At 67.9% G+C, this 13,587-nt stretch carries 12 protein-coding genes; 9 read left to right on the forward strand and 3 right to left on the reverse strand.

Annotated features, from left to right (window positions below; all coding sequences use genetic code 11):
* Positions 1-313: 313 nt before the first annotated feature.
* Both TBU01S_RS10990 and pedF read right to left on the reverse strand, forming a co-directional pair.
* A complete protein-coding gene (locus TBU01S_RS10990) occupies positions 314-856 on the reverse strand; it encodes a cytochrome b (protein WP_068636695.1) in 543 nt (180 codons plus the stop codon).
* A gap of 100 nt (positions 857-956) precedes the next feature.
* Positions 957-1,403 (reverse strand): cytochrome c-550 PedF, encoded by a 447-nt coding sequence (gene pedF, locus TBU01S_RS10995; protein ID WP_068636696.1) that lies wholly within the window; start codon positions 1,401-1,403, stop codon positions 957-959.
* A gap of 241 nt (positions 1,404-1,644) precedes the next feature.
* On the opposite strand from pedF, the gene TBU01S_RS11000 reads away from it, so the two are divergent.
* Positions 1,645-3,681, forward strand: a complete 2,037-nt coding sequence (locus TBU01S_RS11000) for a sigma-54-dependent Fis family transcriptional regulator (protein ID WP_068636697.1) — start codon at positions 1,645-1,647, stop codon at positions 3,679-3,681.
* 75 nt (positions 3,682-3,756) lie between these two features.
* Here the strand turns inward: TBU01S_RS11000 and leuA are convergent, their stop codons facing one another.
* The gene (gene leuA, locus TBU01S_RS11005; RefSeq protein ID WP_068636698.1) at positions 3,757-5,469 is read right to left on the reverse strand and encodes a 2-isopropylmalate synthase; all 1,713 of its coding nucleotides are present in this window, start codon (positions 5,467-5,469) and stop codon (positions 3,757-3,759) included.
* Between the two features lie 170 nt (positions 5,470-5,639).
* Between leuA and TBU01S_RS11010 the strand changes: the two genes are divergently transcribed.
* The 8 genes from TBU01S_RS11010 to rsmG all read left to right on the forward strand — a co-directional run bounded on the left by TBU01S_RS11010 (position 5,640) and on the right by rsmG (position 13,536).
* Entirely contained in the window at positions 5,640-6,110 is a 471-nt protein-coding gene (locus TBU01S_RS11010; protein ID WP_174524532.1) for an Lrp/AsnC family transcriptional regulator, read from the forward strand.
* An 83-nt stretch (positions 6,111-6,193) separates the two neighbouring features.
* Positions 6,194-6,955: a molybdate ABC transporter substrate-binding protein gene (gene modA, locus TBU01S_RS11015; protein ID WP_068636699.1), complete on the forward strand. Its 762-nt coding sequence runs from the start codon at positions 6,194-6,196 to the stop codon at positions 6,953-6,955.
* A 2-nt stretch (positions 6,956-6,957) separates the two neighbouring features.
* Positions 6,958-7,644, forward strand: coding sequence for a molybdate ABC transporter permease subunit (gene modB / locus TBU01S_RS11020; protein ID WP_068636700.1), 687 nt, complete (start codon positions 6,958-6,960; stop codon positions 7,642-7,644).
* 8 nt (positions 7,645-7,652) lie between these two features.
* Positions 7,653-8,747 (forward strand): molybdenum ABC transporter ATP-binding protein, encoded by a 1,095-nt coding sequence (modC, locus tag TBU01S_RS11025; protein WP_245650900.1) that lies wholly within the window; start codon positions 7,653-7,655, stop codon positions 8,745-8,747.
* Positions 8,748-8,821: 74 nt separating this feature from the next.
* Positions 8,822-9,931, forward strand: a complete 1,110-nt coding sequence (locus TBU01S_RS11030) for a substrate-binding domain-containing protein (RefSeq protein WP_068636701.1) — start codon at positions 8,822-8,824, stop codon at positions 9,929-9,931.
* 75 nt (positions 9,932-10,006) lie between these two features.
* Complete coding sequence (locus tag TBU01S_RS11035) at positions 10,007-10,804, forward strand: enoyl-CoA hydratase-related protein (RefSeq protein ID WP_068636702.1); 798 nt, start codon at positions 10,007-10,009, stop codon at positions 10,802-10,804.
* A gap of 141 nt (positions 10,805-10,945) precedes the next feature.
* Positions 10,946-12,871 carry a tRNA uridine-5-carboxymethylaminomethyl(34) synthesis enzyme MnmG gene (gene mnmG, locus TBU01S_RS11040; protein WP_068636774.1) on the forward strand — a complete coding sequence of 642 codons (1,926 nt, stop codon included), beginning with the start codon at positions 10,946-10,948 and terminating at the stop codon, positions 12,869-12,871.
* Positions 12,868-13,536: a 16S rRNA (guanine(527)-N(7))-methyltransferase RsmG gene (rsmG, locus tag TBU01S_RS11045; protein WP_068636703.1), complete on the forward strand. Its 669-nt coding sequence runs from the start codon at positions 12,868-12,870 to the stop codon at positions 13,534-13,536. Before mnmG ends, rsmG begins: the two co-directional genes overlap by 4 nt.
* The last annotated feature ends 51 nt before the right edge of the window (positions 13,537-13,587 follow it).

The following is a 13,587-nucleotide window of genomic DNA, read 5'->3' on the forward strand; positions in this document are numbered from 1 at the left end:
TGGATCAGGCCCCAAACGCCGCTTGCAGGGCGGCGCGGGGGCCAGGCGTTCTCCCCCATCTCACGGAAGTGAGTTCCGGGCGGCCTTCGGGCCGCCCCTTTTTTGCCTTGAAGCAAGTCCAGGTGATGTCGAACGGCACTGGCGGGACCGGCGGCGGGAACCCGAAAATGGCCAGCGAGTGGATTCCGGCCGGCGTGACGAACCGGGTGCGGCAGCGTGCGTGACGGAAAGCACCTGCTCCGCTTTGGAACAGGTGCTTCATCATGGGACAGTGGCAGGCTCATGCGCCATGCTGGCGGGCTGAAGCCCGGGTTCAGCGGCGGCCGCTGCCGTGGCGGCCCGGCAGCATTCTCGGCAACACCGGCACGCCTTGCAGCCAGTGCAGGATCACGGCGCCGACGTGCATCACGATCAGCACCAGCAGCGTCCACGCGAACAGGCTGTGGGCGGCGCCGAACAACGCGTTCAGGGCTTCGTCCGGCCAGCCTGCCTTTGGAATGACGTAGCCGAAGAAGCGCATCGGGTACTTGGTGAAGCTGCTCGACAGATAGCCGCTCAAGGGCGTCAGCACGAGCAGCAGGTAGACGGCACGATGGCCGTAGCGCGCGAGGCGCTGCTGCAGCGTGCTCAGGCGCTCGTCCGCCGGTGGCGGATGCCGCCTGCGCCAGGCCAGGCGCAGCAGGAGCAACAGGAAGGCGGTGATGCCGAGCGACTTGTGCAGGGCGATCGTGGAACTGCGCTCGGGCCCGCTGGGCAGACCATCGATGGACAGGCCGATGAAGATCAGGACGGCGATCAGAATCGCGTGGACCCAGTGCAGCGCGATTGCGCCCGGGTCATAGCGTGCGGGGATCATGGGGGGCGTCTCCTTGTGACGACGCCCCCTGCCGCGGATCGGGCGGCAGGGGGCGGCTGGGGCGCACGGCGAATGTCCGGGCGGCGAGGCCCGGTCACGATCACTCTTCGGCGACGGTCTCCAGCCAGGCGCGAATCGCCCACATGGCCTCCTGGGACAGGATACCCTCGAACGGCGGCATATAGACCCGGCCGTCGCGGGTGGCGCCGTGGCGGATGCGCTGCATGAAGATTTCGTCGCCCTCGGCGTCGTTCGGCAGGGAGCGCAAGTCGGGCGCGATGCCGCCCGAGACGGCGCCGAGGCCGTGACAGCGGGCGCAGTTCTGGTTGAATGCCGAGTCGCCGATGCGGATGGCGTCCTTGTCTTCGCTGTAGGGGTTGCGCTCCAGCCAGGCGTCGCCGAGCGGCTTCAGGGCGGAGACGTCGACGGCCTGGGGAACGACGTCGCCGTGCGCGCAGGCCAGCGACGCGCTGCCGGCGAGCAGCAGTGCGAGCGCTGCCTTGCGCAGGGGCTGGAATCTCGTCTCCTCGTTGTATTTGCTTTTCACTTTGCAGTTCCTCATGACTGGTGTCGGGATGTATCGATTTCGATGCACCGGCGGATCCGGTTGATGGGAACTCTGCAAGCGGTGTGCCATGGCGGCTTGCGCCGTTGTGTGGCAAGGAACTTGCTCTCACACAGGGCATGGCCCCGGCGGCGGTTGCTGCAATTCGAGGCAGGTGCTAAGTTTTGGGACAGCCCGCATCAAAAAAATATGACCGAGCGGGAAAACGAGGAGGAGACAGGCAATGGGCCAGCTTTTGCCCGCCGACGGACGCGAGTTGCGCGTGACCGAGGCGCGACGGCGGTTTTTCGAGGAAGGGGCTTGCCCGGACGGCGAACTGCCGAACGAGGTTCTGCGCTCGTGGCTGCGTTGCCGTGATGCAGGCGTCGACTATCTGGCCAATGGCCGCGGCGACCCCGAAGGCCGCAGCGAACTTGCCGAAGCCCGCGAGCGCAGCGAACTGCTGCTGAACAACGCCAGCGGTGTCATGGAGCATGTGTACGAGCAGATCCGCGCCTCGGGCAGCATGGTCATCCTGGCCGACGACCGTGGCGTGATCCTGCACAGCCTCGGCGATCCGGAATTCGTCGGCCGCGCGCAGCGCATCGCGCTGCAGCCCGGTGCCTCGTGGAGCGAAGGTGCGCGCGGCACCAACGCGGTCGGCACCACGTTGATCGAAGCGGCGCCGGTCGAAGTCATCGGCGCGGAGCATTTCCTCGACCGCAACGGTTTCCTGGCCTGCAGCGCTGCCCCGGTGTTCAGTCCGGAAGGCACGATCGCAGGTGTGCTGGACATCTCCGGCGACAGCCGCAACCCCCAGCGCCACACGCTCGGCCTCGTCAGGCTCGCTGCGCAGATGCTGGAAAAGCGCCTGTTCGAGATTCAGTACGCGCGCGAGATCCTGGTGGCGATCCACAGCCGGCCGGAATGCATCGGCGGCCTGCAGGAGGGCCTGCTGGCAGTGACCCAGGACGGGCGCGTGGTCGGCGCCAACGGCATTGCCCGTGCGCTGCTGCGGCAATTGCCCGTCTGTCCCGAAGGCATCGGCTTTTCCAATGTGTTCCGGGTCTCGTTCGGTGTCTTCATGGACCGTTGCGCGCGCGATCCGCATGCGCTCCAGGCGCTGGAGCCACGCGCGGGCGAGCGTCTCTTTTCGCGTCTGCGCGCGGCGGGGCCGCTGCTCGGCATGTCCCGTGCCGGCACGCGCGACGACGAGGCGGGTGCTGCTGCGCGCGTCCAGTCCGCGCGCAGCGCCAGGCCCTGTGACCGGCGCACGGGCGAAATCACGCTGGACTGCCTGGCAACCGGCGACCCGCGGCTGCAGCTCGCGCTCGATCGCGCCGCACGGATCAGCGGCAAGGACATCCCGTTGCTGGTCCAGGGCGAGTCGGGCGTGGGCAAGGAGCTTTTCGCCCGCGCCTTCCACTTCTCCGGCCCGCGTGCCGAGGGGCCCTTCGTCGCGCTCAACTGCGCCGCGATTCCCGAGAGCCTGATCGAATCCGAACTGTTCGGCTACGTCGGCGGCGCCTTCACCGGTGCCCGGCGCGAAGGCGCGATCGGCAGGATCCAGCAGGCCCATGGCGGCACGCTGTTCCTCGACGAGATCGGCGACATGCCGCTGGGCATGCAGGCGCGGCTGCTGCGCGTGCTGCAGGAGCGCTGCGTGACGCCGATCGGCGGCCAGCGCCAGATTCCGGTCGATATCTCGCTGGTCTGCGCCACCCACCGCATGCTGCGCGATGCGGTCAAGGCGGGCACTTTCCGCGAGGATCTGTACTACCGGGTCAACGGCCTGACCATCACCGTACCGCCGCTGCGCGAGCGCTCCGACATCCGCTCCATCGTTGCCAAGATCCTCGAAACCGAACTGGCCGAGTCACCGCGGGCCGGCCAGGTGCGCATCAGCGAGCAGGTGCTGGAGTTCATCGAACGCTATCCCTGGCCGGGCAACGTCCGCCAGCTGCAGAACGTGATCCGGGTGGCGGCCGCGCTGCTCGACGACGACGAAGCCGAGATCCTGCCGGTCCACCTGCCCGAGGAACTGTTCGGCGCCGATCCGATGGACGACGCCGAAAGCGGCCGCCCGCAGGCGGCCGCCGCACCGCAGCCCGCGGCCGAAGCGCCTGCCGAGCCGTCCGCGCAGGCGCGCAGTCTGGGCGAGATCGAGCTGGAGGTGATCGCTGCGGTGATGCGCGAAGTCAGCGGCAACGTCTCGGCCGCCGCGCGCCGGCTCGGCATCAGCCGCAACACGCTCTACCGCAAGATTGGCCGCATGCATTGAACCCGGACCGTTGACGAAGCGAAGCCGGCCTCGTGGGCCGGCTTCGCGGTTGATGGAGACGAGGCGGGCTGGCCGTCAGGCGGCGCGTGCTGCCGGTTCGGTGTCGAATGCCGGCTGCAGGCGATTGACGCCGCTGACGATGGCGCGGATCGAGGCGGTGATGATGTTGCCGTCGATGCCGACGCCGTAGCGGTCGCCGCCGTTGTCGCCGGCCTGCATCAGTTCGACGAAGGCGCAGGCCTGGGCATTGCCGCCGTCCTCGCTCGCGGTGATCGAGCGTTCCTCGTAGCTGCGCACCTGCACGTCGATGCCGGCGCCGCGCAGTGCGTGCACCGCGGCGTCGATCGGGCCGTTGCCTTCGCCGACGAGCAGGTGGCGGGTGCCGCCGGTCTCGACCACGAGGCGGATGCCCTGGGCTGCGCCGTGCTCGAACAGGTGGTGCTCGACGTAGCGCACCGGCGAAGCGGAATCGACGTAGGTGCTGCGGAAGAGCTCCCACAAGGCCTCGGCCGACATCTCGCCGCCGGTGGCGTCCGTCACCTGCTGCACTTCGCGCGAGAATTCCACCTGGAGCCGGCGCGGCATGACGATGCCGTACTCGGTCTCGAGCAGGTAGGCGATGCCGCCCTTGCCCGACTGGCTGTTGACGCGGATCACCGAGTCGTAATTGCGGCCGACGTCGGCGGGGTCGATCGGGAGGTAGGGCACGTTCCACTGGGCGCCGGCCTTTTGGGCGGCGAATCCCTTCTTGATGGCGTCCTGGTGGGAGCCGGAGAAGGCAGTGAACACGAGATCCCCCACATAGGGGTGGCGTGGGTGGATGGGCAACTGGTTGCAGTATTCGACGGTGCGGGCGATGGCGTTGATGTCGGAGAAGTCGAGCTCCGGATGCACGCCCTGGGTATAGAGGTTGAGCGCGAGGGTGACGAGGTCGACGTTGCCGGTGCGCTCGCCGTTGCCGAACAGGCAGCCTTCGACGCGGTCGGCGCCGGCCATGATGCCGAGTTCGGCCGCGGCGACGCCGGTGCCGCGGTCGTTGTGCGGGTGGAGGCTGAGCACGACGCTGTCGCGGCGGGCGAGCTTGCGGTGCATCCACTCGATCTGGTCGGCGTAGATGTTGGGCGTCGATACTTCGACCGTGGCCGGGAGGTTGAGGATGACCTTGTCGTCCGGCGTCGCGCCCCATTCGGCGGTGACGGCATCGCAGATTTCCCTGGCGAAGTCGAGTTCGGTGGCGGTGAAGGTCTCCGGGCTGTATTCGAGCGAGATGCGGGTGCCGCATTCGGCTTCGATCTCGGCAGCGATCTGCTTGATGAGGCGTACCGCCGATACGGCGAGCTCGACGACCTGCGGCCTGTCCATGCCGAACACCACTTCGCGGAAGGTCGGCGAGGTGGCGTTGTAGACGTGGACGATGGCGCGCCTGGCGCCGCGCACCGAATCCATGGTGCGGCGGATGAGGTCTTCGCGCGCCTGGGTGAGCACCTGAATGGTGACGTCCTCGGGCACGTGGCCGCCTTCGATGAGATGGCGGACGAAGTCGAAGTCGGTCTGCGACGCGGCCGGGAAGCCGACTTCGATTTCCTTGAAGCCGATGTCGCAGACGGTGCGGAACATGCGCATCTTGCGCTCGACGCTCATCGGCTCGAACAGCGCCTGGTTGCCGTCGCGCAGGTCGGTGCTCATCCAGATCGGCGCCTTGTCGATGGTCTTGCCCGGCCATTGGCGGTCGGCAAGCTGGACGGCGGGAAAGGGACGGTACTTGGCGGCGGGGTTCTGAAGCATCATGGCGCGGTCCTCGTGGGCGTGGCGTGATTCGATGGACGAAAGTTTACGCGCCATGCAGCGGCAGACGATTGCGTTGTTGCGGTGCGGAAGCGGCTTTTCCGGAGAAATGATTCACAAATTGATGATTAAGTGAAATGATCTGCCGAACCGGGCAGATTCAGGAGCCGATCATGCAACTCGACCGCTACGACCGCCAGATTCTGGAAGTGCTGCAACAGGACGGCCGCATCAGCAACCAGGACCTCGCCGACCGCATCAGCCTGTCGCCTTCGTCCTGCCTGCGGCGGCTGCGGGCGCTGGAGGAGTCCGGCCTGATCCTCGGCTACCGAGCGCTGCTCGACGCGAAAAAGCTCGGCCTGTCGCTGATGGCCTTGATCCACATCTCGATGGACCGCCACACCCCCGAGCGTTTCACGCACTTCGAAAGCGAGGTGGCGAAGATTCCGCAGGTGCTGGAATGCCTGCTGATCACCGGCCAGGATGCCGACTACCAGTTGAAGGTGATCGTCTCCGACATGGACGGCTACCAGGAACTGCTGCTCAACCGCATCACCCGCATCCCCGGCGTCACCGGCGTGCATTCGAGCTTCGTGCTGCGGCGGGTGATCGACAACACCGCGATTCCGGTGCACGCAGGTTGAGTGCAGCTCCCGGAGCACGATTTCCCATGTCCTGGGAGGATTGCTAGAATCGCTATTCAAATTTGGAATAGCGAGTTCCACCCATGAAACCCCACGCCTCCGCCCCCGCTGTCTCCATCCTTTTTGCCGGCCTCTTCCTCTGCGCGCCGCTGCACGCTGCCGACCTCAGCGTGGCGGTGGCGGCGAACTTCACTGCGCCGATGCAGAAGATCGCCGAAGTCTTCGAGAAGGACACCGGCCACAAGCTCGTGCTGTCCTTCGGTTCGACCGGCAAGTTCTACGCGCAGATCAAGAACGGGGCGCCTTTCGAGGTACTGTTCGCCGCCGACGACGAAACGCCCGCCCGTCTGGAGCGTGAAGGCGATGGCGTGGCGGGCACCCGCTTCACCTACGCCATCGGCAAGCTGGTGCTGTGGAGCAAGCAGGCCGGCCTGGTCGACGATCAGGGCGAGGTCCTGCGCAAGGGTAGGTTCGAGCGCATCGCGCTGGCCGATCCCAGGCTCGCACCCTACGGCGCCGCCGCGATGCAGACGCTGAACAAGCTCGGCCTGGCCGACAGCCTGGCCAGCAAGTTCGTGCAGGGCGAGAACATCGGCCAGACCTACCAGTTCGTTGCCACGCAGAACGCGCCGCTGGGCTTCGTCGCGCTTTCGCAGGTGTATGCCGACGGCCGCGTCACCGAAGGTTCGGCCTGGATCGTGCCGGGCGAACTGTACGAGCCGATCCGCCAGGACGTGCTGGTACTGGCCAAGGGCAAGGACAATGCCGCCGCGGCCGCGCTGATGGACTACATGAAGGGTGATACTGCCAGGGACATCATCCGGTCCTACGGCTACGCGCTCTGAGCATGGCGGTGCTCGACGACGGTGCCTGGCAGGCGATCCGGCTCACGCTCGAACTGGCGAGCCTGACGACGGTACTGCTGTTGATCATTGCGACGCCGCTGGCATGGTGGCTGTCGCAGACGCGCTCGAAGTGGCGGGCGCCGATCGGTGCCCTCGTCACGCTGCCGCTGGTGCTGCCGCCGACCGTGCTGGGCTTCTACCTGCTGGTGCTGATGGGGCCGCAGGGTCCGCTCGGGCAACTGACCCTGGCGCTGGGCTGGGGCACGCTGTCCTTCACTTTCACCGGGCTGCTGATCGGTTCGATCGTGTTCTCGCTGCCTTTCGCGGTGCAGCCGATCCAGCACGCCTTCGAGGCCATCGGCCCGCGGCCGCTCGAAGCGGCCGCCACGCTGCGCGCCAGCCCGCTCGACGCCTTCTTCACCGTCGCGCTGCCGCTGGCGCGGCCCGGCCTGCTGACCGCCTCCATCCTCAGCTTTGCCCACACGGTCGGCGAGTTCGGCGTGGTGCTGATGATCGGCGGCAACATTCCGGGCCAGACCCGCGTGGTGTCCACCCAGATCTACGGCCACGTCGAGGCGATGGAATACGCCCAGGCGCACTGGCTGGCGGGCGGCATGGTGGCGTTCTCGTTCGTGATCCTGCTGAGCCTGTCCCTGCTCAGGCGCAGTGGCGGGGGTTTCATGCGATGAGCGCGGAGATGGAAGCCGGTGCGGACATGAACCGGGTGCGGCTTGCCCTGGCGCGGTCGGAATTTGCCGTCGACGTCGATCTGGATCTGCCGGCGCGCGGCATCACGGTGCTGTTCGGCGCTTCGGGTTCGGGCAAGACCACCGTGCTGCGCTGCGTCGCGGGGCTGGAGCGTGCGAGCGAGGGCTTCGTCCGCATCGGCGGCGAAGTCTGGCAGGACGATGCGAACGGCGTGTTCCTGCCGACCTGGCGCAGGTCGCTCGGCTACGTGTTCCAGGAATCCAGCCTGTTCGAGCACCTGGATGCGCGGCGCAACCTCGAATACGGCCTGCGCCGCGCCAGGATGCCGGGCGGCAGGGAGGCGCTGGAGGAGGCGATCGAACTGCTCGGCATCCGCGCGCTGCTGGCGCGCCGGCCCGCCCAGCTGTCCGGCGGCGAGCGCCAGCGCGTGGCCATCGCCCGCGCCTTGGCGACGCGTCCGCGCCTGCTGCTGCTGGACGAGCCGCTGGCCTCGCTCGACCTGCCGCGCCGGCGCGAGATCATGCCCTGGCTCGAGCGCCTGCGCGACCAGCTTGCCGTGCCGATGCTGTACGTCACCCATTCGGTGGACGAACTGAGCCGGCTGGCCGACCAGGTCGTGGTGCTGGAGCAGGGACGGACGTTGGCGGTGGGACCGGTCGGCGAGGTGCTGGCGCAGGGTGACCTGCCGGTGCTGGCCGGCGAAGACGCGGCGGCGGTGATCGAAGGCGTCGTCGGCGAGCGCGATGCGCACTGGCACCTCGCCCGCGTGCGGCTCGACGGCGAGGACGGCATCTTCGTGCGCGACGGCGGGCAGGCGGTGGGCGCGCGGGTCCGCATGCGCGTGCTGGCGCGCGACGTCAGCCTGGCGCTGGAGGAGCCGCAGCGCAGCAGCATCCAGAACCGCCTGCACGGCATCGTCGAAGCGGTGATGGAGGACGTTCATCCGTCGCAGGCACTGGTGCGGATCCGTTGCGGCGGCCAGGCGCTGATTTCGCGCCTGACCTGCAAGTCGGTGGAGGAATTGCGGATACGGCCGGGGCTGCCGGTGTGGGCGCTGGTCAAGTCGGCGGCGGTCATAGCCTGACCATGTTCGACAGGGCAGCAGCCACGGTCGGGAGAGCGGAAGGCGGCGCGCCGCCCGTCCGCGGTACGGGAAACATGCACAGAGTCAGCCTCAACTACACGCTTGGCGCCGATGCGGCACCCGCGCTGGTACGCAACCCGCTGCTCGATCTGCTGCAGGCGGTCAGTGAGCGGGGGTCGATCTCGGCTGCCGCGCGCCAGCTCGACCTGTCCTACCGTCACGTCTGGGGCGAGCTGAAACGCTGGGATGCGGAGTTCGGCCAGCCGCTGATCCACTGGGAGAAAGGCCATGCGGCCCGCCTCACCGACTTCGGTGCCAAGCTGCTGTGGGCGGAGCGCCGGGCGCAGGCGAGGCTGCTGCCGCAGATCGAGGCACTGCGCGCCGACATCGAGCGCGCCTTCGCCATCGCCTTCGACGATTCCGCCCATGTGCTGACCTTCTTCGCCAGCCACGACGAAGCCCTGATCGCGCTCGGCGAGCAGGCGCGCGCCCGGCGGCTGCATCTGGACATCCGCTTCACCGGCAGCGTCGATGCCATCCGCGCGCTGAACGAAGGCCGCTGCGAGATGGCGGGCTTCCATACCCGGATCAAGCCGGCGCGTGGTTCGCTGTCGCAGCGCACCTACAAACCGCTGCTGCAGCCGGGGCGCAACAAGCTGATCGGCTTCGCCCGCCGCACGCAGGGCCTGATCGTGGCGCCGGGCAATCCGCTCGGCCTGCGGACGGTGGACGACCTCACCCGGCGCGGCGTGCGTTTCGTCAATCGTGCGCTTGGCACCGGCACGCGCGTGCTGTTCGACGAATTGCTGGCCGACGCTGGCATCGCGCCCGCATCGGTACGCGGCCACGAGCGCGTCGAACCCTCGCATGCAGCGGTCGCGCATGCGATCGTGACCGGCATGGCCGACGCCGGCTTCGGCATCGAGGCCAATGCCCGGGTGCGTGGCCTGGATTTCGTGCCGCTGGTCGAGGAGCACTATTTCCTCGCCTGTCTCAAGAGCAGCCTCGAGCAGCCCGCCGCCCAGGCGCTGCTGGCCCTGCTGCGCATGGAGGAATGGCAGCGCCATCTGTCCGCCCTGCCCGGCTATGCGCCGATGAGCAGCGGCGACGTGCTGCCGATGACCCGCGTGCTGCCGTGGTGGCGCTTCCGCACGCCGCGCGCGGCGAAGCCATCGGCCGCCTGACACGGGTGGACCCGATGCGGCCGATCCGCGCATCATCACGGCTTCGAGCCACGATGAAGCCAAGGAGACTGCCTGATGGACCTGCCGATCCTGACCGACGCCCTGCTGACTGTCGATGACCGCGTCGCCACGCTGACTTTCGACCGCGACGACTTGCGCAATGCCCTGACCGGCTCGGCGCTGATCGACGACATCTGCGCCGTCGCCGAATGGATGAACCGCTGCGACGAGGTGTCGGTGCTGGTGATGACCGGTGCCGGCGCGGCTTTCTCGTCCGGCGGCAACGTCAAGGACATGGCTGAGCGCGGCGGCGATTTCGCCGGCGAGGTTGCCGAAGTCGCCACCCGCTACCGCCGCGGCATCCAGCGCATTCCGCTGGCGATGCAGGCGCTGGAAGTGCCGGTCATCGCCGCGGTGAACGGCCCGGCGATCGGCGCCGGCTTCGATCTCGCCAACATGGCGGACATCCGCATCGCATCGACGAAAGCCAAATTCGGCGAGACTTTCCTCAACCTCGGCATCATCCCCGGCGACGGCGGCGCCTGGTTCATGCAGCGCCTGATCGGCTACCAGCAGGCTTTCGAGCTGACGCTGTCGGGCCGCATCATCGACGCTGAAGAGGCGAAACGGCTGGGCATCGTGCTGGACGTGGTCGAGCCGGACGAACTGCTGCCGCGCGCGCAAGCGCTAGCCGCCCGCTTCGCCGCCCAGCCGCCGAAAGCCCTGCGCCTGACCAAGCGGCTGATGAAGATGGCGCAGCGCATGGAGTTGAAGGACTTCCTCGACCTGTGCGCGGTTTTCCAGGGCATGTGCCACAACGAGGCTGAGCATCTGGAGGCGGTCGGTCGCATGCTGGCCGCGCAGCGGCGCTGAGTGGCGAACAAGGTCGGGGATCGAATAACCCGCTGTTTGGAATGCGGAATTCCGTGAAACATGGGGGCGAAACCTAGCCCTTCCGGCGTCGACGGCGTAGAATTCCACCCCTTGTTCACGCCTTGCAGCATGGAGCGCATCATGCTCTACCCCACTCGTTTCGATGTCATCGTCGTCGGCGGCGGCCACGCCGGGACCGAGGCCGCGCTGGCCGCGGCGCGCATGGGCGCGAAGACCTTGCTGCTCACCCACAACATCGAGACGCTGGGGGCGATGAGCTGCAACCCGTCGATCGGCGGCATCGGCAAGGGTCATCTGGTCAAGGAAGTCGATGCGCTCGGCGGCGCGATGGCGGCGGCCACCGACGAGGGCGGCATCCAGTTCCGCATCCTGAACGCTTCGAAGGGGCCGGCGGTGCGCGCCACCCGTGCCCAGGCCGACCGCGTGCTGTACAAGGCGGCGATCCGTAAGCGGCTGGAGAACCAGCCCAATCTGTGGCTGTTCCAGCAGGCGGTGGATGACCTGACCGTGGTTGGCGACCGCGTCACCGGCGTGGTGACGCAGATCGGCCTGCGCTTCGAGGCGCCGGCCGTGGTGCTGACCGCCGGCACCTTCCTGAACGGCCTGGTGCATGTGGGCTTGCAGAACTACGCCGCCGGCCGTGCCGGCGACCCGCCGGCAGTGTCGCTCGGCGCGCGGCTGAAGGAACTCGCCCTGCCGCAAGGCCGGCTGAAGACCGGCACGCCGCCGCGGCTGGATGCGCGCACGATCGATTTTTCGGTGATGACCGAGCAGCCGGGCGACGATCCGGTGCCGGTGTTCTCCTTCCTCGGCCGCGCCGAGCAGCATCCGCGCCAGCTGCCGTGCTGGATGACGCAGACCAACGTCTGCACGCACGACGTCATTCGCGCCAATCTCGACCGCTCGCCGATGTATTCGGGCGTCATCGAGGGCGTGGGCCCGCGCTACTGTCCGTCAATCGAGGACAAGATCCATCGCTTCGCCGACAAGGACAGCCACAACATCTTCCTCGAGCCGGAAGGCCTGGAAACGCACGAGATCTACCCCAACGGCATCTCGACCTCGCTGCCCTTCGACGTGCAGCTGCAGATCGTGCGTTCGATCCGCGGTCTGGAAAACGCCCACATCCTGCGCCCGGGCTATGCGATCGAGTATGACTATTTCGATCCGCGCAATCTCAAGGCCAGCCTCGAGACCAAGTCGATCGGCGGTCTGTTCTTCGCCGGCCAGATCAACGGCACCACCGGCTACGAGGAAGCCGCCGCGCAAGGCTTGCTGGCCGGCGCCAATGCCGCGCTGCAGGTGCAGGGCCGCGAAGCCTGGTGTCCGCGCCGCGACGAAGCCTATCTGGGCGTGCTGGTGGACGACCTGATCACGCGTGGGGTGTCCGAGCCCTACCGCATGTTCACCTCGCGCGCCGAATATCGTCTGAGCCTGCGCGAGGACAACGCCGACCTGCGTCTGACCGAGAAGGGGCGCGAACTCGGCCTGGTCGACGATGTGCGCTGGGAGGCCTTCTGCCGCAAGCGTGAGGCGATCGAGCGTGGCAGTGCGCAGCTGAAAGCGGCCTGGGCGCGGCCCGAGGCGATTCCGGCCGAAGACCAGCAGCGCGTGCTGGGCAAGCCGCTGGAGCGCGAGCAGCGCTATTTCGAGCTGCTGCGCCGGCCGGAGACCAGCTATGCCTCGCTGATAAGCCTGCCCGGTGCGCCGGAAGCGGCCGAGACCGACCCGCAGGTGATCGAGCAGATCGAGATCGCCGCCAAGTACCAGGGCTACATCGACCGCCAGCAGGAAGAAGTGGCGAAGCAGGCGCAGGCCGAAGCCACCCGCCTGCCGGCGGACCTCGACTACGCCGACGTGCGCGGGCTGTCGAAGGAAGTGCAGCAGAAGCTGAACCTGCACCGGCCCGAGACCATCGGCCAGGCCGGCCGCATCCAGGGCGTGACGCCGGCGGCGATCTCGCTGCTGCTGGTGTGGCTGAAGCGCCGCGACCTGGCGGCACGGACGAGCAGTGCCGATGTCGCGGCGCGGAGGCCGGCAGCATGAGCGGACGGCTGCAGGCTCATGCCGCTCAGCTGGCCGAAGGTATTGCCGAGCTCGGCCTGGTGCTGGCCGATGAGACGGTCGAGCGCCTGCTCGCTTTCGGCGAGCTGCTGCTGAAGTGGAACAAGGTCTACAACCTGACCGCGATCCGCAACCCGCAGGAAGTCATCACCCACCATTTGCTCGATTCGCTGGCGGTGCTGCCGCAGCTGCCGACCGCCGGCTGCCTGGCCGACATCGGTTCGGGCGGCGGGTTGCCGGGCGTGGTGCTGGCAATCGTGAATCCCGGGCTGATCGTCAGTTCGATCGAGACCGTCGGCAAGAAGGCGAGCTTCCAGCAGCAGGCGAAGATCGAGCTCGGCCTCGGCAACTTCAGCGTGTTCAACAAGCGCGTGGAGCAACTGCGGGCCGAAGACCTGCCGGGCGGCGCGGCCGACGGCGTGATTTCGCGGGCCTTCTCCAGCCTGGCCGACTTCGTGAGCCTGTCCGGCCATCTCGTCGCCGGCGGTGGTGCACTGTACGCGATGAAAGGTGTTCATCCGGCCGGCGAGATCGCGGCCCTGCCTGCGGGCTGGCTTGCAAGCGAGGTGCGCGCACTGACGGTGCCGGGGCTGGATGCCGAGCGCCATCTGGTCGTCATCCGCCGTGCCGTGGATGGCGTGGGCTGATGCGTCGCAACATTGAAGTACACTCGGGGCTCCGCGCCATGCGCACAGCCC

Origin of the sequence: Thauera butanivorans NBRC 103042, assembly GCF_001591165.1 — a bacterium.
Lineage (GTDB): Bacteria > Pseudomonadota > Gammaproteobacteria > Burkholderiales > Rhodocyclaceae > Thauera > Thauera butanivorans.